Source organism: Streptomyces sp. NPDC002076 (genome assembly GCF_053593835.1).
Window position 1 is genome coordinate 185,010 of record NZ_JBSFDI010000005.1, and the last position, 18,262, is coordinate 203,271.

Here is an 18,262-nt window from a genome sequence, read left to right on the forward strand (position 1 = left end):
CCTGGCAGCGCAATCCGCCAGCCGACGACAACGGCGGCGGATGTATCGCGGGCAGGTGCGCCGTGTGCACCGCGTCGACGGCGACCAGCACTTGGACGCCTGCCCCTCACTGCATGTTGACTTTTGATTTTCTAGTTAGCTAGCGTGCGGCGCATGACAAGCACACAGCAGTTCCACGTGACCGAAGTGTCGCCGTCCTACTGGAAGGTGACCTTTTCCAACGGCCCGATCAACCTGATGGACGTGGACACCATCGAGCAGCTCGCCGCGCTGGTGGAGCGCATCGAGCAGGCACCTGACCTGACGGTGGTCGTCTTCGACACCGACAACCCCGACTTCTTCATGGCGCACTTCGACTTCCTGGCGGATAAATCGCGCATAGCCGCCATGAAGCCCGGCCCCACAGGGCTCCACCCCTACTCGGACAACTTCATCCGCCTCGGCAAGGTCCCGGCCGTCACGATCTCCGCGCTCAAGGGGCGCACCCGCGGAGCGGGAAGTGAGTTCGCGCTGGCAACAGACATCCGTTTCGCCGGACACCGCGCGATCCTGGGGCAGTTCGAGGTCGGCATCGGGGCGGTGCCCGGCGGCAACGCAACGGGGCACCTGGGCAGGCTGGTGGGCCGGGGCCGCGCGATGGAGATCCTGCTCGGGGCCGATGACTTCCCTGCGGAGCTGGCGGCAGAGTACGGCTACGTCAACCGCGTCCTCCCCGAGGACGAGCTGGACGATTTCGTCGACGCCTTCGCCCGCCGTATCGCAGGGTTCGACAAGGTCGCCGTGGCCGGAACCAAGGCCCTCATCGACGAGAGCACCCGGATTGCGGACGAAGAGTTCGGATCCGCCCTGTCCACCTACTTCCAAACGGTAGGACGGCCCGTGAACGAACACCGCGTCCGGCGCCTCTTCGAGGCAGGCCTGCAGAAGCCGGACGGCGTCGAACTCGACCTCGGCAAGCAGGTCGCAGAGGGGAACCGGAACTGACGCCTGCGACACAGCGCCCAGAGCGGGACCTGGCCCTCATCAAAGCCGGCGAAGTCCGGCTCGGGTGAGCACGCCAGGCGACTTGGAATCCACAGCGAGGACAGCACCTCTCCGAGATCGCCGTAACCAGTCCTGGCCGGACCCCGGGCAGCCTGTCTTGATCGAGACGCTTGAGCCGGGGCATGGCGCTGTTCAAGAGCCGTGGTGCGTGGTCAGCAGTCGCGTCTCTGCGGCCGCTCGTTCCCTCTGCCGCCAGGTTCCGGGCGGTTCTCCGTGGTGGCGGCGGAAGGCGGCGGCGAAGGCGAAGGGCGAGCCGTAGCCGACGGCGTCGGCGATCTGGGGCAGGGTGAGATCGTCGGCGCGCAGGTGGTCGCGGGCTATGGTCATGCGCCATTCGGTCAGGTACTGCATGGGGGCCTGGCCGAGTGCCTCCCGGAACACACGCGCGAAGGCGGCCCGGGACAGGCCGCTGATCGCGGCGAGTTCGGGGACCGTCCACGGGTGGGCCGCGTTCTCGTGCATGGCTTGTAGCGCGGCGCCCAGCCGCGGGTCCGCGGATGCCCGGTACCAGCGCGGTGCGGTCGTACTGCGGCGGAATTCGCTGCGGATGGCCAGGACGATGAGCAGGTCCAGGAGGCGATCCAGGACGATCTGCTGGGCGAGTTCGGTCCGGACCAGTTCGCGGGACAGCAAAGTGATCACGTCCCGCAGGGGATCGTCGTCGGCCGCCGAGAGGGTCATGACCTGGGGCAGCGCGTCCAGCAGCCCGCTGCCGACATCGCCGGAGAACTGGTAGGCGCCGCACAGGAACACCGTGGCCTGCGGGTTGTCCCCGGGCTCCAGCTGGGCGTGGTGTGCCCGGAACTCCTCCGGCTCCAGGCATTCGGCGCCCGGCTCATGCCCGATGTAGTGGTTCGGCCCGCCGCGTACCAGCGTGACGCTTCCCGGTATGAGCTCCACGGCGCTGCCGGGGGTGTCCAGCCAGAGGTAGCCCCGACCGCGGACGACCGTGTGCACCGACAGCTGTGTCGAACCGCTCAGCCGCAGTCCCCACGGCGGTTCGGCGACCGTCCGCGCGAATACCGCGCCGGTGGCGCGCGCCCGCAGCAGGTGGTCTGACAGCAGGTCCATGGGATCAGCTTGACCAGCACGAGTATCAGGGTCAAGGCCTGAGAGTTTCACGTAAAAACTCGAGCGGAGCACGCATGGATTGTCTCGCCCAGAGCTTCGAGCATGGACTCATGAACAACGAAGCACCCACCGCACTGATCCTGGGCGGCACCGGCCGGACCGGTTCGCTGCTGGCCGACGGGCTCGCCCAGCGAGGAATCACCCCCCGTACCGCGGCGCGCAGCGGAGCGGACGTCCGGTTCGACTGGGACGACCCGGCCACCCACGCGGACGCCGTGGCCGGCGTTGACCGCCTCTATCTGGTGACACCCACCATGCGCGTCAGCTACGCCGGCCAGGTCGGCGTCTTCCTGGACCTCGCCGAGGCGGCCGGCGTGCGCCACGTCACCTACCTGAGCGTCTACAACGCCGACCAGGCGCCGGCGGGGATCGATATCGCGGCCGTCGAGGCCGACCTGGCCTCCCGGCACGGCATCACGCACTCGGTCCTGCGCCCCGCGTGGGTGATGCAGAACTTCGCCGACGACCACCTCCCGGTCATCGACGGAGTGATCACGGCCCCGAGCGCCGGCGGCAGGGAGGCCTTCGTCGATGCGGCCGACATCGCGGCGGTCGCGACCGAGACACTGCTGGCACCCGAAACCCACGCCGGCGCAACCTACTCGCTCACCGGCCCGCAGGCCCTCACCTTCCAGGACATCGCGGACACCATCGCCTTCGTGAGCGGCCGCCCCGTCACCTACAGCGACATCGACCAGGAAGCGTGGATCAACGGCGCGCTCGCCGCGGGCGTCCCCGCCGACTTCGCGGTGATGATGCGCTGGCTCACCGGCGCCATCGTCGCCGGCAACGGCGCCACGCCCACCGGCGACATCGAGAAGGTCACCGGCCGGCCGGCCACCACCTTCCGCGAGTTCGCCGAGCGCACCGCCCACGCCTGGACCTCGGAGACGAAGTGAGCAAGACCGTCGACGACAACACTCCCCTGGTCGGGGCGAACAGCCCGTTCTTCCGCATCATCAAGGAAGGGCTGGACGGCCTGGTCGACGGGGAGGACTACTACGACTTGCTGGCCGAGGACGTGGTCTTCGAGTACGTGATCACCGTGCCGGGGTACCCCCGGCGGGTCGAGGGACGCCAGGGGATCATCGACCTGTACAGCGGCTACGGCGACTACGTGGAGCTGCACAGCGCGGACAATCTCCGCGTCCACCGGGACCCCGAGACCTCGGTGGTCGTCCTGGAGTACGAAGTACACGGCACGTCGGTCCAGACGGGGCGGCCGTACGACAACCGCTTCGTCTCCGTCGTGACCATCAAGGACCGCAAGGTGACTCACTGGCGCGACTACCTGGACCCCATCGCCGTCTTCGACGCACAGGGATGGCCGCAAGAGCGGCGCTCGTAACAGCCGGCACACCCGTCGAGGCCGCCGGCGCCCAGGCGATCGGCTCCCTCACCAAGGCACTCAACGCCTGAGCCCCGTCGCACGCCCGCGTCTGCCGCAAGCCGACGCGGGCGTGCGGCCTTCAAGCGACACCGAGTCACGCACCGGCGCACATCATCTCCCCAACGGCCCGGAGATATCCGTGAGGCACATATGCTTCCGGTCACTTTCCCTCACGTACCTGCAGTGCATCCGGCGACCCCCAGACGACTGCCGAGGAGCCCCCTGGTAGGCGAGTATCCGCCCCGTGACTTGCTGAGCGTGCGGTCCGGATGTGCCGGACCTCCGATCCGAAATCCCAGATCGAGCGTCGGGTCACCCGCGGCCTCATCTTCTTCCGCGGCTCCGGCAGAGCCGAGACGACGGCGCGACATCACTCTCACACGGAACGAGGCGTTCGCACTGCTGAGCAATAGCCGTTCGCGAAGCCCACCTACAAAGCCACCCAGTCCTGCGGCGCGGCCGCATTCGCACCGTGCGGCGGCGCAGCCTACGGCAGCGATCACTCCGCCTCCGGTAGCACAAGTACGGCAGTTTCCTGGACGAATTGCGACACAGGCCGAACTTCCCCGGCAACGGGCAGGCGATCTGGCAAGTGCATCGGCCGCATTGGCAGGCGTGGATCTGGTAAGGGAACGTAGGCCAACGCCGGTTGACGACCTGTCAGGAAGGGATATCGGCATGTCCTTCGCCAAGATCATGCTGGCCAAGAAGGCCAAGAAGAAGGAGTGCGGCGCTGCCGGCGACGCCCAGCACCACAAGAAGAAGCACCACCACCGCAAGCACAAGAAGGCCGCTGCCAAGTAGCACGGCGCCGCGGAACGGAATCACACAGGCAGACCGCGCCGGGATCTGATCGTGCAGCACAGGTGCGCGACGGATCCCGGCACGCCGTCGGATCGGGTAGTGCCCAGGAAGCGCCGCCATGCACACTGCAGCACCCGCCACCGTGCCCGTGGCCGAATCCGGGGCGGGCCCCGCGGCCGGCGCCTCGTCCCGGATCCGGCACGCCCGTATCTCGCCTTTGGCCGCGTTCCGGACGTTCTGGCCGCTGGTCAGCGTCAACCGCGCGGCCGTGCTGGCGTCCGCCGTGCTGCTGCTGGTGTCCGCCGGGTGCGACGCGGGCGCGATCGGGATCGTCGGTGTTCTCACCGACGACGTGCTCACTCCCGGCGACCTCGCCGACTTCTGGGAGCCTGCCGCCCTCTGGCTGGGGCTCGCAGTGGCCGGCGCGGTCGCCTCCGCGGCGGGCGGCTATCTCGCCGGCTGGACCAGCGAGCACTTCCTGCTCGGCCTGCGCGACCGGGTCTTCCAGCATCTCCAGCGGGTCCCGCCGGACGCCCTGGACCGCTTCGGCACCGGCGACCTGGTCTCCCGGCTGACCGGAGACATCGAGTCCCTCGGTCCGGTCAACCTCCAGAAGATCCACGTGGCGCTCCCTGAGGGGCCACCCGCCATGACCGACCCCGTCGCTACTGCCCTCCTCCGACTCCTTCGGGTGGCAATCACCGATCCCGACCAGCCACACGCCGACCCCGGAGATGCCTAGCAGGGGCACGCCCAGCTGGCCGCGGACGATCGCCCCCGGGAGTGCCGGGGGCGATCGTCTTTCACATGCGGCTGGACTCAGCTGCCGATCAGTCGATGCGGTCGCTCAGGCCCACCACCTGCGGGTGGTCGCCGGGGAAGTCCCCGGGCATACCCCCTACGTGGATGGTGCGCCTGTACACGCCGGCCAGGAACTCGACGGCACCGACCGGGAACTCCGACCAGTCGCCGTTGTCTCCGCGGACGACCACCGGCCATGCGTCCGGGTTCGCGGGGCTCGTCCTCCAGTAGACGGCGTCCCCCGCATTGGACTCCGCCCAGGGGATCAGGCCACCGGGCTGCGGGTAGGGAACGTAGTCCTCGGTGTCGCCCATCTCGTACAGATCCTGAAGGATCTCGTCCTCCCTGGCCTCGGCCGCCCATGACGCCTCGGTGCCGGGCACGGGAACGGACACGCTCAGGAAGTGGTCGATGACCAGCACCGGGTACGCCTCCGCCAGGGAACGGAAGTCGGAGGGCAGCGCTGTCCCGAGGTCCGCCTCGAGGGCAGCCCAGTCCACGCTACGCCCGCCGGGCACACGCCACCGTGTCATCGAGGGAAGCACCGCTTCCAGCTCTTCGATCCTCAGCATGTCGTCTGCCAATCCGGGCTGTTCTGGACCACGACGTCGTCGAGCAATACTCCGTCCTCCGTGTAGGCGGACATTGTGATGCTGTCCGCGCAGCCCGTGGTGTGGCTATGTCGGCCAGCGCCCCGGTGTACATGTACCGCGTAGTGAAGCGGTTGAGGCCCGGGTCGTAGTCGCGGAAGCCCATGTCGTAGGTGCCGGACTGGGCGTCCCAGCGCTTGCCGTTGTAGCGGTAGGGGTTGTAGTCCTCCTTGGTGGGGTCCTGGGCGTCGGGCTTGTCGATGCCGGTGAACTCGGAGGTGTCGTCGCTTCCGTAGGCGGTGTAGCCGTGCGTGGCCTTGGTGTCACCGTTCTTGTCGGTCAGCGCGTCAACGTCGGTGTGGCCGTTGTAGCTGTAGTACGTGTCCTCGGTCGTGCCGTCGGTGTTGTGCTTGACCTGGGACAGGCGCTCGCCCCACGGGCTGTACTGGTAGGACTTAGACAGCTGGCCGGCGACCGTCTCGTCCAGGACCTCGCTGGACAGTCCCAGGTAATCGAAGTCCGTGGTCTTGCCGTCAGCGGTCTTGGACAGGGTGCGGTCGAGCGGGTCGAAGGTGCACGTCGTGGACTTCATCGCACCCGTCGAGTCCATCTGCTGGGACTCGATGACGTGGTCGAAGCCGTCGTACACATTGCGCCCGACGATCTTGCCGTTGCTGGTGACCGAGTCCTGGCGGCCGAAGGGGTCGTAGTCGTACTGGAACGCCGTACCGCCGACGGACGTGCTCTGCAGTCGGTTGCGGTCGTAGGTGAAGGTCGTGGACGTGCCCTGGACCGTCTGGCTGATGACGTTGGCGTTGTCGTCGTGGATGTAGGTGTCGGTCGACGCGCCGTTGCCGGTCTTGACCGACTGGGCGAGCCGGTCGACCGGGTCGTAGGTGTAATCAGTGGTGGAGTCGAGGTACGTCGAGTGGTTGTCGGCCTGGGCCGGCGTATGCCGCTGCACCCCACCTCCAGCGGCAAGGTGCTGCTGGCGCATCTGCCTGAGCCCGAGCGCGGGAGACGGCTCGCGGCCCCCCTGGAGCGCTACACGCCGCACACCGTCACCGACCCCTGCTTCCTTCGGGCGCAGCTGACGAGCGTTCTCGCGGCCGGCTGCGCCTACAGCCTGGAGGAGCTCGAAAGGGGGCTGAACGCGGTGGCGGCGCCGGTCGTCGCGTTCGACGGGCAGGTGGTGGCCGCGCTCAGCGCGTCGGGGCCGTCCTTCCGGCTGAGCGTGCGGCGACTGCGTGAGGTCGCCGCTCTGGTGCGGACCGCTGCCCAGGGCATCTCCGGCCGGCTCGGCCACCTCGGCTGACCCTGAGGCCGGTTGTTGCGCATGGCGCATCTTCAGGCGCCTTTGGGAACCAGCCTCTTGACCGGCCGCCGTCCACACCGGACGATGTTGCGTATCACTCTCATCGTTGCGTATTGCGCACTACGGAGGATGCCATGTCCCCTCGCCCGCAGCCCGGCCGCGAGTTCGTCCTCACCCTCTCGTGCCCCGACCGGGCCGGCCTCGTCCACGCGGTGACCAGCTTTCTCGTGAGCCACTCAGGCAACATCCTGGAAAGCCAGCAGTTCGACGACCGCCTGCAGGACCGCTTCTTCATGCGGGTGCACTTCGAGGTCTCGCATCCGGCCACGTCCCTGGAGCAACTGCGCACCGACTTCGGCCCGGTCGCCGAGGCGTACCGGATCACCTGGCAGCTGCACGACGCCTCGACGCCGACCCGCACGCTGATCATGGTGTCGAAGTTCGGCCACTGCCTGAACGACCTGCTCTTCCGCCAGTCCACGGGCTCGCTCAACATCGAGATCCCGGCGATCGTCTCCAACCACCGCGACTTCGAGCCGCTGGCCCACAACTACGGCATCCCCTTCCACCACATCCCGGTGACCCGGGAGACCAAGGCCGAGGCCGAGGCCCGGCTGCTGGAGCTCGTCGGCGAGCTCGGCATCGACCTGGTGGTGCTCGCCCGCTACATGCAGATCCTCTCCGACGACCTGTGCAAGCGGCTCGACGGCCGGGCCATCAACATCCACCACTCCTTCCTGCCGAGCTTCAAGGGCGCCCGGCCGTACGTGCAGGCGCACCAGCGCGGGGTCAAGCTCGTCGGAGCCACCGCGCACTACGTCACCCCCGACCTCGACGAGGGCCCGATCATCGAGCAGGACGTCGTCCGGGTGAACCACTCCCACACCCCGGACGAGCTGGTCACCATGGGCCGCGATGTCGAGGCCCGGGTCCTGTCGCGCGCCGTGCAGTGGCACAGCGAGAGCCGTGTGCTGACCAACGGCAACTGCACGGTCGTCTTCCGCTGACACCCCCGGCCGCACGACCCGCCGGACCCACCGACGACGACGGCTCCCCGGCCCGGGGAGCCGTCGTATACCCTCCCTCTGCGAACCACGGGACCCGGTGGCCGGCAGTGCGTATAGTTGCGCTATGAGCAACTACACCGCAGATGGCGAAACATCAGCTCCGGCGGTGAGCGGGGTGCAGTCCGTCGACCGTGCCGTCAGCGTTCTGGAGATCCTCGCCCAGCGCGGAGAGGCGGGGGTCAGCGAGGTCGCCGCCGAGATCGACGTCCACAAGTCGACCGCGTTCCGCCTGCTCGGGGCGCTGGAGGCGCGCGGTCTCGTGGAGCAGGCGGGCGAGCGCGGCAAGTACCGGCTCGGCTTCGGGATCGTGCGCCTGGCCGGCGCGGTCACGGGGCGCCTCGACATCACCCAGCAGGGCCGGGAAGTGTGCGAGCGGCTCAGCGAGGAGATCGGCGAGACCGTCAACATCGCCGTCCTGCAGGAGCACTACGCCGTCAACCTGTACCAGGTGCGCGGCCCGGGCGCCGTCGGCACCCACAACTGGGTCGGGCAGCTCACCCCGGTGCACGCCACGTCCAGCGGCAAGATCCTGCTCGCACACCTGTCGGCGAACGAGCGCGCCGAGGTACTCGCCGCCTCAGGGCTGCAGAAGCTCACCCCGCACACCCTGACCGCCAGGGCGAAGCTGGAGAAGAACCTCACCGAGGCCCGGGAACGCGGGTACGCGGTGACGCTGGAGGAGCTGGAGGTCGGGCTGCACGCCATGGCGGCCCCGATCCGTTCCCACCACGGCGAGGTCGTCGCCGCCCTCAGCGCCTCCGGTCCCGCGTACCGCTTCACCGAGGAGCGCATGCACGAGCTGGCACCGCTGCTGCTCAAGGGCGCGGAGGAGATCAGCCACCGGATGGGGTACGTGGGCTGAGTCGCAACCTCGACGTGCCGAGGAACCGCCCTCACACGCCCAGGCGTTGCAGGGGCAGCGGCGCTCTGGCCGACACCTCGGCGCCCCAGCGGGCCGTCACCCGTACCGCGTCGAGGGTGGCGCCCACGTCGTGCACACGCAGGCACCAGACGCCCTGCGCGGCGGCGAGCACGGACACCGCGGTGGTCGCGGCGTCCCGCAACGGCGCCGGGCGCGGCCGTCCCGTCGTCGGATCGGCCAGCACCTGCCCCAGGAACGACTTGCGGGAGGCGCCCACGAGCACGGGACGGCCCAGCGCGCGGACCTCCCCCAGCCGGGCCAGCAGCTCCCAGTTGTGCCCGGGCTCCTTGGCGAAGCCCAGCCCAGGATCGATGATCAGGCAGCTGGGCGGGACTCCCGCTTCCAGCGCGGCGTCGATCCTCAGGCGCAGCTCGTCGACCACGTCGGTGACGACGTCGTCGTAGCGTGCGTTCGCCTGCATGCCGGCGGAGTGGCCGCGCCAGTGCATCAGCACGTACGGCGTGTTCGCCCGGGCCATCAGCGGCAGCATCGCCGGGTCGGCGAGTCCGCCCGAGACGTCGTTGACCATCCGCGCACCGGCGTCGAGGGCCTGTGCGGCGACCTCGGCCCGCATGGTGTCGACGCTGACGGTGGCGCCCGCCGCCGCGAGTTCTCGCACGACGGGCAGGACGCGCCGCAGCTCCTCCTCGACCGGCGGGCGAGCTGCGCCGGGGCGTGTCGACTCGCCGCCCACGTCCACGATGTCGGCCCCCTGGTCCAGCAGGGCGAGCCCGTGCGCGACGGCAGCCTCCGGGGCGAACGAGCGCCCGCCGTCGGAGAACGAGTCCGGCGTGACGTTCACGACGCCCATGACCAGCGTACGGCCGGGCCGCGGCAGTCCGTGCGGATGAACTTCCGGCGTTCCGACACGGGTTGGGGCGGTGCCGCAGTCGGCCGCGTTCACGGTGCCGCCCGCTGTGCCGCCGCCACGGCCGGCCGCCGACGGCCGCACATGAACGGCCGCCCCCGGTCCACGCCGGGCACGGCCACCGCCACGTCCCTCACGCACCGCCTCCGCTGATCGCGACGCCTCCGAGCCGGGCGGCGACGCAGGAGGGCGGAAGGTTCGGCGGGGCGTCGGAGAGCTTGACGTAGATCATGCCGTCCTCCACGAGGACCTGGTGGGTGCGTACGGGCAGCCGGGCCGGCGGAGCGTCGACGCCGCCGGTGCGCAGATCGAACTTCGAAGCGTGCAGCGGGCATTCGACCTCGCACCCCTCCAGCCAGCCGTCGGCCAGCGAGGCGTCCTGGTGGGTGCAGGTGTCGTCGATCGCATAGACCTCGCCGTCCTCGGTGTGGAACACGGCGACGGGCGGGTCGTTCTCGAGCCGGAACGCCTCGCCTCGGGGCAGATCGGCGATGGGGCACACGGGAATCATCGGGACCACCTCGGTGCGCATTACGAAACATGATGCGTTAAACGCAACGTCAGTCTGAGGTGGGCCCCAACCGTTGTCAAGAAGTCGCCCAGGCTTCCATGTGAGTTCGCCGCCCCGCCGGTGCCGAAGCGCAGCACACCCTCGGCGCGGTCGATGCCGCCGCAGTACGACCCGCGCGGCGCCGTCTCCAGCTCCTCGATGATGTGCAGGGCACGGGACTTGGGCACGGCGGTGACCGAGCCGGGCGGGAAGGCGGCGGCCGGCAGCTCGGGCCTCCGGTGCGCCGAGCACACGGCAGACACCGGGGCGGGCACCGGCGCCTCGCGTACGTCCGCGAAGCGGGCGCAGGTCAGCCGCCCCTCGAAGTCCCGCGCAGACGGCCCAGAAGCCGGTGGAGCCCAGGGCGGCGGGGGGACGATGTCGCGCACGGCTGGGAGCCCTTCTCGTGCTCGTTCCTTCGGGCAGGCTGCCGGCCGGGGCGGTGCGTACGGAACGGCGGTGCCGGGCCGACCGTCCGCGTCGGCCCGGCACCGCCGGGTCATCTCAGCCGCCCTCCCGGGCCGCTCACCGGTATTCGACGGCCGCGTCCAGCAGCCAGTCCACCAGGTAGCCGGCGAACGAGGAGCGCACCAGCACCCAGAAGCCGGCCCGGGGTTCGTCGCGGGCCACCAGGACGACCTGGGTGCGGGCCACCGTCGTCTGGGCGCAGCGGCCGGGGCCGAAGGCACGCGGGTGCAGGTCCAGCGAGCAGCCGTGGGCCAGCAGGTCGCGCGCGCGGGGTCCGCCGACCAGCAGGGTGGTGCGCTGGGCGGAGACGTCGGTGACGGAGACCGGCTCGTCTCCCGCCGCCGCGCGGATCCGGCTCTCCAGGTCCCGCTCGGTGCCGCGCAGGCCCACCACGAGCCATTCGTCGGGGCCGAGCCACACCACGGTCACGTCCCCCGCGTGCACGACGGTGTTGGGTTCCAGGGGCAGTTGGAGGTCCAGGGCGAGTCCGACGGCGTCCGCGGCCGGGCCCTTGGCGTCGAGGCGGACGTTCACCTGGGCCAGGAAGGGGAGTTCGGCCAGCCGGATCGCGCCCCGGGAGGCGCGGGTCGCGGCGGCCAGGCGGTGGGCGGCGTCGGCCAGGGGGCTGCGCTGCCGTGCGGTCAGGGCGGTGTCAGCCATCGCGGCGGGCTCCCTCGGGGTCGTAGAGGACGGGGCTTGCGACGGTCACCGGGACCAACCGGTCGCCGACGGGTGCGTAGAGACGTTCACCGATCCGGTCCCGGCCGCCCTTGATCAGAGCCAGCGCGAAGGTCCGGCCGAGCGCCGCGCTGCGGTAGCTGGAGGTGACATGACCGAGCATCGGCACGGGCGGCGCGGGCAGTTCGCCGTCGGCGACCAGGTGCGTGCCCTCCGGCAGGAAGGCGGTCGGGTCCTCGGTGAGGAGCCCGACGAGGTGCTTGCGGTCGGGGCGGACGGTGTCCGCGCGGGCGTAGGAGCGCTTGCCGATGAAGTCGGGCTTCTTCTTGGAGACCGCCCACCCCATGCCGAGGTCCTGCGGGGTGACCGTGCCGTCGGTGTCCTGGCCGACGATCGGGTAGCCCTTCTCGGCACGCAGCACGTGCATGGTCTCGGTGCCGTAGGGGGTGATGCCGTACGGGGCGCCGGCCTCGTACAGTGCCTCCCACAGGGCGAGGGCGTCCCAAGGCGACACGTTGATCTCGTAGGCGAGTTCACCGGAGAAGCTGATCCGGCACACGCGCGCCTCGATGCCGGCGACGGTCGTCTCCCGCCACGCCATGAACGGGAAGTCGTCGTTGCCGACGGCGAGTCGGGGCGCGAGCGAGCCGAGGACCTCGCGGGACTTCGGGCCGACCAGGGCCACCGTGGCCCACTGCTCGGTGACCGAGGTGCAGTGGACCCGCAGTTCGGGCCACTCGGTCTGCAGCCACTCCTCCATCCAGTCCAGGACGGCCGCCGCGTTGCCGGTCGTGGTGGTGACCAGGAAGCGGTCCTGGGCGAGCCGGATGACCGTGCCGTCGTCGAAGACCATCCCGTCCAGGCGGCACATCACGCCGTAGCGGATCATCCCGACCTTCAGGGTGCTCATCATGTTGGTGTAGAGCCGGTCGAGGAAGAGCGCCGCGTCCGGGCCCTGCACATCGATCTTCCCGAGGGTGGAGGCGTCCATGAAGGCCACGCCCTCGCGGGCGGCCCGGCACTCGCGCAGCACGGCGGTCTCCATGTCCTCGCCGCCTCGCGGGTAGTACCAGGGCCGCTTCCACTGGCCGACGTTCTCGAACAGCGCCCCGTGCGCCGCATGCCACGCGTGCAGGGCCGTCGTGCGGACCGGGTCGCTGAGCGCGCCGCGATCGCGCCCGGCGAGGGCGGCGAAGGAGACGGGGGTGTACGGCGGCCGGAAGGTCGGCAGGCCGAGCGCGGAGATGTCCACGCCGAGGAGTTCGGCCACGACCCCGCTCGCCAGGACGCCGGCCGTCCTGCCCTGGTCGCCCCCGGTGCCGGCGGTGGTGTAGCGCTTGGTGTGCTCCACCGAGCGCAGGCCCGCCCCCGTCGCCCGCGCCAGGTCCTCGACCGTGACGTCACGCTGGAGGTCGACGAACCGGGGGGCGCCGGTGCCGGTGGGGACGGTGAAGACCTGCATGGGCGGGGTGTACGGCTGTGCGGCCACGGCCGGGAGAGCGGGCGCCTCGGCGGTGTAGCCCTCCGCCTCGACCGCGCGGGCGCCGGCCGCCGCGCCCTGTGCGAGGACCGTGGCGAGATCGAAGGCGCCGTTCGCGCTGCCCACGACCTCCACTGCCTGCCGGCCGGTGTCGGGCACGAACGCGCCGAGTGCGTCGTCGTGGCGGAGCCTGCCGCCCGCCTGGCTGAACAGGTGCGCGACCGGGTTCCAGCCGCCGGAGACCAGGAGCAGGTCGACGGCGAACTCCCGCTGCCCGGCGGACTGCCGGTCTTCGGCGGACTCCCCGTACGGGGCGACCGTCACCGCGGTGAGCCGGGCTTCGCCCTCCGTGCCGGTGACCGCGTGCCCGGCGAGCACCTCGATCCCGGCGGACCGGGCGCGCTCGGCCCATTCCCCCGGCTCGGGCCGGGTGTCGACGATCGCCGCGATGTCCACGCCCGCGGCCGCCAGGTCGAGTGCGGCGGCGTAGGCGCTGTCGTTGGTGGTGAACACGGCCGCGTGCCGGCCGGGCAGCACGGCGTACCGGTGGAGGTACGTCCGGGCCGAGGCCGCCAGCATCACGCCGGGGCGGTCGTTGTCGCCGAACGCCAGCGAGCGCTCGTGGGCGCCGGTGGCGAGCACGACGTGCCGGGCGCGGATCCGCCAGACGCGTTCGCGGGAGACGTTCGCCGGGGCCTCGGCGCCGAGGTGGTTGGTGCGGCGCTCGACGGCGAGGAGGTGGTTGTCGTCGTAGTGGCCGAAGACGGTGGTGCGGCGCAGGACGCGCACCTCGGGGGCCGCTTCGAGGCGCGCGCGGGTCGCTTCGACCCAGTCGAGGTGCCGGCCGGTGCCGAGCAGGCTGCCGCCGAGTTCGGGCTGGTCGTCGGCGAGGACGACGCGGGCGCCGGTGCTCGCCGCCGCCGCTGCCGCCGCGAGCCCGGCCGGGCCCGCGCCGACGACCAGCAGGTCGCAGTGGGCGTGTACGGCGTCGTAGCGGGCGGGGTCCGGTGCGGTGGCGAGGCGGCCCTGGCCAGGGAGGCTGCTCGCGACCAGGCCGTCGTAGAGCTCGACCGTGGTCGCGGGGAGCATCGGCTCCGGGAAGGGGGCCTCGATCTGGACGACCGCGTTGGGTTCCTCCACGCCGGCCGAGAAGATGCCTCGGGGGCGGCCCAGCTTGATGCTGGTGGCGGCCTGGATGACGCCGTTGGCGAGGAGGGCGGAGGCGAGGGTGTCGCCCCGGTAGCCCTGGTATTCGGTGCCGTCGAAGGTGAAGGTGAGGGGGCTGTCGCGGTCGATTCGGCCGCCGGTGCGGGTGCGGAGCGTTTCGTCCCCACCGCCCCTGCCCGTCCCATCCTGAGGGGGCTCCGCCCCTTCGGCCCCGTCAGGGAGCTCCGCCCCCTGGACCCCCGCCGGCCCTGAACGGGCCTTGTCCTCAAACTCCCCCAGAGGGGGTACCCCCAGACGGGCTGACACAGCCGAAGCCGCAGGTCGCTCCACCGTCTCCGGACGCGACTCCCCCACCTTGTACACGGCGAGGATCTCGTTCGTCGCCGTGTTCCGCACGGCGTTGAACCACTTGCGGCAGCCCGCAGCATGGCTCCACCGCTCGGCGAAGGGGCCCTTGGGGTTGTCGCGGAAGAACAGGTACCGTGCCCACTCCTCGTCGGTGAGGGAGGCGGGGTCCTCGGGATAGGGGACGTGGGCCTGGCCGCCGTAGTGGAACTCGGCCTCGTCGCGGGGCCCGCACCACGGGCAGGTGATGAGCAGCATGGTTCGGCTCCCTAGTGGGCCACCGCGGCCGCGCCGTGCTCGTCGACGAGCGCGCCGGTGGTGAAACGGTCGAGCGAGAAGGGGGCGTTCAGGGCGTGGGGGGTGTCGTGGGCGATGGTGTGGGCGTAGACCCAGCCGACACCCGGTGTGGCCTTGAAACCGCCCGTCCCCCAGCCGCAGTTGAGGTAGAGGTTGCCGACCGGGCTGAGGCCGACGATGGGCGAGGCGTCGGGGCTGACGTCGACGATGCCGCCCCAGGTGCGCAGCACGTGGGCCCGGGCGAAGACCGGGAAGAGTTCCAGGGCCGCCGACATCTGCTCCTCGATGATGTGGAACGCGCCGCGCTGGGTGTAGGAGTTGTAGGCGTCGATGCCCGCGCCCATCACCAGTTCGCCCTTGTGCGCCTGGCTGACGTACACATGCACCGCGTTGGACATGACGACCGTCGGGTGCACCGGCTCCAGGAGTTCCGACACGAGTGCCTGCAACGGGTGGCTCTGGATGGGCAGTTCGATGCCGGCCATGGCGGCGAGGACCGAGGTGTGGCCGGCCGAGCACAGGGCCACCTTGCCCGCGGCGATCGGCCCGAGCGTGGTCTGTACGCCGACCACCCGGCCGCCCACCACGTCCAGTCCGGTGACCTCGCAGTTCTGGATGATGTCGATGCCGGCGGCGTCCGCGGAGCGGGCGAAGCCCCAGGCCACGTAGTCGTGCTTGGCGATGCCGGCGCGCGGCTGGTAGGTGCCACCGAGGACCGGATAGCGCACGTCGGGTGAGGTGTTGACGATCGGGCAGACCTCTTTGACCTGCTCGGCGTCGAGCCATTCGGCGTCGACGCCGTTGAGCCGGTTGGCCTCGACCCGCCGGACGCTGTCGCGCACGTCCTGCAGGCTGTGGGCGAGGTTCAGCACGCCGCGCTGGGAGAAGAGGATCGGGTAGTCGAGCTCCTCCTCCAGGCCCTCCCAGAGCTTGAGCGCGTGCTCGTAGATGCCGGCGCTCTCGTCCCAGAGGTAGTTGGAGCGGATGATCGTGGTGTTGCGGGCCATGTTGCCGCCCGCGAGCCAGCCCTTCTCCAGGACCGCGACGTTGGTGATGCCGTGGTTCTTCGCCAGGTAGTGGGCGGTCGCGAGGCCGTGACCGCCGCCGCCCACGATCACCACGTCGTACGACGGCTTGGGCTCGGGGGTGCGCCAGAGCCAGTCCGGGTGGTCGGGCAGGTCTGCGCCGGGGGTGCGGGGGCTCATCGGGCGTCTCCGTCGTGCGAGAGGTGCGGGTAGAGCGGGTGCCTGGCGGCCAGCGCCTCGGTGCGGGCACGCAGGGCGGCCACGTCCGGCTCGGGCTGCAGGGCCAGCGCGATCACGTCGGCGACCTCGGCGAAGTCCTCCTCGGTGAAGCCCCGGGTGGCAAGGGCCGGGGTGCCGATGCGCAGGCCGGAGGTGACCATGGGCGGGCGCGGGTCGAAGGGGACGGCGTTGCGGTTGACGGTGATGCCGATCTCGTGCAGCAGGTCCTCTGCGCGCTTTCCGTCGAGTTCGGAGTCCCGCAGGTCGACGAGGACGAGGTGGACGTCCGTGCCGCCCGTCAGCACCTTCACTCCGGCCGCGGCCGCGTCGGGCCGGGTGAGGCGTTCGGCGAGGATGCGGGCGCCGGCCAGGGTGCGGGCCTGGCGTTCGGCGAACTCGGGCGACGCCGCGACCTTGAAGGAGACCGCCTTGGCCGCGATGACGTGCTCCAGCGGGCCGCCCTGCATGCCGGGGAAGACCGCCGAGTTGATCTTCTTGGCGAGGTCGGCGTCATTGGTGAGGATCACGCCGCCGCGGGGACCGCCGAGCGTCTTGTGCGTGGTGGTGGTGACCACGTGTGCGTGCGGGAGGGGGCTGGGGTGCAGTCCGGCGGCGACCAGGCCCGCGAAGTGCGCCATGTCGACCATGAGGAGGGCACCGACCTCGTCGGCTATCCGGCGGAAGGCCGCGAAGTCCAGCTGCCTGGGGTACGCCGACCAGCCCGCGATGATCAACTTGGGCCGGTGCTCCTTGGCGAGCCGCTCCACCTCGTCCATGTCGACGAGGTTGTCCGCCTCGGAGACGTGGTACGGCACGACGTTGAGCATCTTGCCGCTGTAGTTGAGGCGCATGCCGTGGGTGAGGTGACCGCCGTGCGCGAGGTCGAGGCCGAGGACGGTGTCGCCGGGCTGGAGCAGGGCGAAGAACACGGCGGTGTTCGCCTGCGCGCCCGAGTGCGGCTGGACGTTGGCGAAGCCCGCCCCGAACAGGGACTTGACGCGCTCGGTCGCCAACCGCTCGGTGACATCGACGTGTTCGCAGCCGCCGTAGTAGCGGCGGCCGGGGTAGCCCTCGGCGTACTTGTTCGTCGCGACCGAGCCCTGCGCCTCCATCACGGCGGTGGGCGCGAAGTTCTCGGAGGCGATCATCTCCAGGGTGGACTGCTGGCGGTGCAGCTCGGCGCGGAGGGCCTCGTGGACCTCGGGGTCCAGCTCCGCCAAGGGCGTGTTCAGCGCGTTCATACGGTGGTCGCGTTCCTCTCGGCGGCCTCGACGACGTTGGCGAGCAGCATGGCTCGGGTCATGGGTCCCACTCCCCCGGGCATCGGCGCGAGCCATCCGGCGACCTCGGCGGCCTCCGGGTGGACATCGCCGACGAGCCCGTGCTCGGTGCGGGTGATGCCGACGTCCAGGACGGCCGCGCCGGGGCGCAGCATGTCCTTGGTGATCAGTCCGGGCGAGCCGGCCGCCGCGACGACGATGTCCGCCTCGCGTATGTGCCAGGCCAGGCCCCTGGTTCCGGTGTGGCACAGGGTGACGGTGGCGTTCTCGGACCTGCGGGTGAGCAGGAGTCCGATGGGCCGTCCGACCGTGATGCCCCGGCCGACCACGCACACCCGCGCTCCGGCGAGCGGCACGTCGTGGCGGCGGAGCAGTTCGACGATGCCGCGCGGGGTGCACGGCAGGGGCGCCTCGACGCCGAGGGTGAGCCGGCCGAGGTTGACCGGGTGCAGTCCGTCGGCGTCCTTGGCGGGGTCCATGCGCTCCAGGACGGCGTTGGCGTCCAGGTGGCGGGGCAGCGGCAGCTGCACGATGTAGCCGGTGCAGGCCGGGTCGGCGTTGAGTTCGTCGATGACGTCCTCGACCTGCCGCTGGGTGGCGTCGGCGGGCAGCTCGCGGCGCAGGGAGGCGATGCCGGCCTGCGCGCAGTCGCGGTGCTTGCCGGAGACGTAGGCGTGACTGCCCGGGTCGTCGCCGACGAGGACGGTACCCAGGCCGGGCGGGCGGCCGGTCAAGGCCGTCAACTTAGCGACATGCTCGGCGAGTTCACGCCGGATGGCGGCGGCGGCGGCCTTGCCGTCAAGGAGTTGTGCGGTCACGTG

General features: G+C 70.8%; 18 protein-coding genes and 2 pseudogenes. 8 read left to right on the forward strand and 12 right to left on the reverse strand.

What is annotated here, in order from left to right:
* Positions 1-153 precede the first annotated feature (153 nt).
* The gene (locus ACWCQS_RS12860) at positions 154-984 is read left to right on the forward strand and encodes an enoyl-CoA hydratase/isomerase family protein (RefSeq protein ID WP_451004466.1); all 831 of its coding nucleotides are present in this window, start codon (positions 154-156) and stop codon (positions 982-984) included.
* A gap of 192 nt (positions 985-1,176) precedes the next feature.
* Here ACWCQS_RS12860 and ACWCQS_RS12865 read toward each other — a convergent pair whose 3' ends face one another.
* A complete protein-coding gene (locus ACWCQS_RS12865) occupies positions 1,177-2,115 on the reverse strand; it encodes a cupin domain-containing protein (RefSeq protein WP_451004467.1) in 939 nt (312 codons plus the stop codon).
* A 110-nt stretch (positions 2,116-2,225) separates the two neighbouring features.
* On the opposite strand from ACWCQS_RS12865, the gene ACWCQS_RS12870 reads away from it, so the two are divergent.
* The 4 genes from ACWCQS_RS12870 (at position 2,226) to ACWCQS_RS12885 (ending at position 5,111) form a co-directional block, all read left to right on the forward strand.
* Entirely contained in the window at positions 2,226-3,074 is an 849-nt protein-coding gene (locus ACWCQS_RS12870) for an NmrA family NAD(P)-binding protein (RefSeq protein ID WP_451004468.1), read from the forward strand.
* Positions 3,071-3,523, forward strand: a complete 453-nt coding sequence (locus ACWCQS_RS12875) for a nuclear transport factor 2 family protein (protein ID WP_451004469.1) — start codon at positions 3,071-3,073, stop codon at positions 3,521-3,523. The genes ACWCQS_RS12870 and ACWCQS_RS12875 overlap by 4 nt, the downstream gene beginning before the upstream one ends.
* Positions 3,524-4,243: 720 nt before the next feature.
* Positions 4,244-4,369 carry a hypothetical protein gene (locus ACWCQS_RS12880; protein WP_451004470.1) on the forward strand — a complete coding sequence of 42 codons (126 nt, stop codon included), beginning with the start codon at positions 4,244-4,246 and terminating at the stop codon, positions 4,367-4,369.
* Between the two features lie 118 nt (positions 4,370-4,487).
* Positions 4,488-5,111 carry an ABC transporter transmembrane domain-containing protein gene (locus ACWCQS_RS12885; protein ID WP_451004471.1) on the forward strand — a complete coding sequence of 208 codons (624 nt, stop codon included), beginning with the start codon at positions 4,488-4,490 and terminating at the stop codon, positions 5,109-5,111.
* 88 nt (positions 5,112-5,199) lie between these two features.
* On the opposite strand, the gene ACWCQS_RS12890 is transcribed toward ACWCQS_RS12885, so the two are convergent.
* Together ACWCQS_RS12890 and ACWCQS_RS12895 are read right to left on the reverse strand one after the other, a co-directional pair.
* Positions 5,200-5,670, reverse strand: a complete 471-nt coding sequence (locus ACWCQS_RS12890; protein ID WP_451004472.1) for a hypothetical protein — start codon at positions 5,668-5,670, stop codon at positions 5,200-5,202.
* A gap of 178 nt (positions 5,671-5,848) precedes the next feature.
* Positions 5,849-6,700 (reverse strand): annotated as a pseudogene (locus tag ACWCQS_RS12895) (RHS repeat-associated core domain-containing protein); the annotation flags it as partial.
* Positions 6,701-6,712: 12 nt separating this feature from the next.
* On the opposite strand from ACWCQS_RS12895, the gene ACWCQS_RS12900 reads away from it, so the two are divergent.
* From ACWCQS_RS12900 to ACWCQS_RS12910, 3 genes are all read left to right on the forward strand, one after another.
* Complete coding sequence (locus tag ACWCQS_RS12900) at positions 6,713-7,075, forward strand: IclR family transcriptional regulator (RefSeq protein ID WP_451004473.1); 363 nt, start codon at positions 6,713-6,715, stop codon at positions 7,073-7,075.
* Between the two features lie 134 nt (positions 7,076-7,209).
* A complete protein-coding gene (gene purU, locus ACWCQS_RS12905) occupies positions 7,210-8,082 on the forward strand; it encodes a formyltetrahydrofolate deformylase (protein WP_450987591.1) in 873 nt (290 codons plus the stop codon).
* A gap of 124 nt (positions 8,083-8,206) precedes the next feature.
* Positions 8,207-9,004: an IclR family transcriptional regulator gene (locus ACWCQS_RS12910; protein WP_451004474.1), complete on the forward strand. Its 798-nt coding sequence runs from the start codon at positions 8,207-8,209 to the stop codon at positions 9,002-9,004.
* A 31-nt stretch (positions 9,005-9,035) separates the two neighbouring features.
* On the opposite strand, the gene folP is transcribed toward ACWCQS_RS12910, so the two are convergent.
* The 9 genes and pseudogenes from folP to ACWCQS_RS12955 all read right to left on the reverse strand — a co-directional run bounded on the left by folP (position 9,036) and on the right by ACWCQS_RS12955 (position 18,259).
* Entirely contained in the window at positions 9,036-9,875 is an 840-nt protein-coding gene (gene folP / locus ACWCQS_RS12915) for a dihydropteroate synthase (RefSeq protein ID WP_451004475.1), read from the reverse strand.
* 190 nt (positions 9,876-10,065) lie between these two features.
* Complete coding sequence (locus ACWCQS_RS12920; protein WP_450987589.1) at positions 10,066-10,443, reverse strand: bifunctional 3-phenylpropionate/cinnamic acid dioxygenase ferredoxin subunit; 378 nt, start codon at positions 10,441-10,443, stop codon at positions 10,066-10,068.
* Between the two features lie 20 nt (positions 10,444-10,463).
* On the reverse strand, positions 10,464-10,757 hold the full coding sequence (locus tag ACWCQS_RS12925; RefSeq protein ID WP_451004725.1) for a chorismate-binding protein: 294 nt from the start codon (positions 10,755-10,757) through the stop codon (positions 10,464-10,466).
* A pseudogene (locus tag ACWCQS_RS12930) lies at positions 10,743-10,854 on the reverse strand (chorismate-binding protein); the annotation flags it as partial. The gene ACWCQS_RS12925 and the pseudogene ACWCQS_RS12930, both read right to left, overlap by 15 nt.
* Before the next feature lie 153 nt (positions 10,855-11,007).
* The gene (locus ACWCQS_RS12935; protein ID WP_451004476.1) at positions 11,008-11,610 is read right to left on the reverse strand and encodes a sarcosine oxidase subunit gamma; all 603 of its coding nucleotides are present in this window, start codon (positions 11,608-11,610) and stop codon (positions 11,008-11,010) included.
* Positions 11,603-14,878: a sarcosine oxidase subunit alpha family protein gene (locus ACWCQS_RS12940; protein ID WP_451004477.1), complete on the reverse strand. Its 3,276-nt coding sequence runs from the start codon at positions 14,876-14,878 to the stop codon at positions 11,603-11,605. Before ACWCQS_RS12940 ends, ACWCQS_RS12935 begins: the two co-directional genes overlap by 8 nt.
* An 11-nt stretch (positions 14,879-14,889) precedes the next feature.
* Positions 14,890-16,122, reverse strand: a complete 1,233-nt coding sequence (locus tag ACWCQS_RS12945) for a sarcosine oxidase subunit beta family protein (protein WP_451004478.1) — start codon at positions 16,120-16,122, stop codon at positions 14,890-14,892.
* Positions 16,119-17,402: a serine hydroxymethyltransferase gene (gene glyA / locus ACWCQS_RS12950; protein ID WP_451004479.1), complete on the reverse strand. Its 1,284-nt coding sequence runs from the start codon at positions 17,400-17,402 to the stop codon at positions 16,119-16,121. The genes ACWCQS_RS12945 and glyA overlap by 4 nt, the downstream gene beginning before the upstream one ends.
* A complete protein-coding gene (locus ACWCQS_RS12955) occupies positions 17,399-18,259 on the reverse strand; it encodes a bifunctional methylenetetrahydrofolate dehydrogenase/methenyltetrahydrofolate cyclohydrolase (protein ID WP_451004480.1) in 861 nt (286 codons plus the stop codon). The genes glyA and ACWCQS_RS12955 overlap by 4 nt, the downstream gene beginning before the upstream one ends.
* Between the last annotated feature and the right edge of the window lie 3 nt (positions 18,260-18,262).

Excerpts from the sequence above, each read along its gene's own strand:
- ACWCQS_RS12860 (WP_451004466.1), top strand. The coding sequence starts at position 154 with ATGACAAGCACACAGCAGTTCCACGTGACCGAAGTGTCGCCGTCCTAC.
- ACWCQS_RS12865 (WP_451004467.1), bottom strand. The coding sequence starts at position 2,115 with ATGGACCTGCTGTCAGACCACCTGCTGCGGGCGCGCGCCACCGGCGCG.
- ACWCQS_RS12870 (WP_451004468.1), top strand. The coding sequence starts at position 2,226 with ATGAACAACGAAGCACCCACCGCACTGATCCTGGGCGGCACCGGCCGG.
- ACWCQS_RS12880 (WP_451004470.1), top strand. The coding sequence starts at position 4,244 with ATGTCCTTCGCCAAGATCATGCTGGCCAAGAAGGCCAAGAAGAAGGAG.
- ACWCQS_RS12885 (WP_451004471.1), top strand. The coding sequence starts at position 4,488 with ATGCACACTGCAGCACCCGCCACCGTGCCCGTGGCCGAATCCGGGGCG.
- ACWCQS_RS12900 (WP_451004473.1), top strand. The coding sequence starts at position 6,713 with ATGCCGCTGCACCCCACCTCCAGCGGCAAGGTGCTGCTGGCGCATCTG.
- purU (WP_450987591.1), top strand. The coding sequence starts at position 7,210 with ATGTCCCCTCGCCCGCAGCCCGGCCGCGAGTTCGTCCTCACCCTCTCG.
- ACWCQS_RS12910 (WP_451004474.1), top strand. The coding sequence starts at position 8,207 with ATGAGCAACTACACCGCAGATGGCGAAACATCAGCTCCGGCGGTGAGC.
- folP (WP_451004475.1), bottom strand. The coding sequence starts at position 9,875 with ATGGGCGTCGTGAACGTCACGCCGGACTCGTTCTCCGACGGCGGGCGC.
- ACWCQS_RS12920 (WP_450987589.1), bottom strand. The coding sequence starts at position 10,443 with ATGATTCCCGTGTGCCCCATCGCCGATCTGCCCCGAGGCGAGGCGTTC.
- ACWCQS_RS12935 (WP_451004476.1), bottom strand. The coding sequence starts at position 11,610 with ATGGCTGACACCGCCCTGACCGCACGGCAGCGCAGCCCCCTGGCCGAC.
- ACWCQS_RS12940 (WP_451004477.1), bottom strand. The coding sequence starts at position 14,878 with ATGCTGCTCATCACCTGCCCGTGGTGCGGGCCCCGCGACGAGGCCGAG.
- ACWCQS_RS12945 (WP_451004478.1), bottom strand. The coding sequence starts at position 16,122 with ATGAGCCCCCGCACCCCCGGCGCAGACCTGCCCGACCACCCGGACTGG.
- glyA (WP_451004479.1), bottom strand. The coding sequence starts at position 17,402 with ATGAACGCGCTGAACACGCCCTTGGCGGAGCTGGACCCCGAGGTCCAC.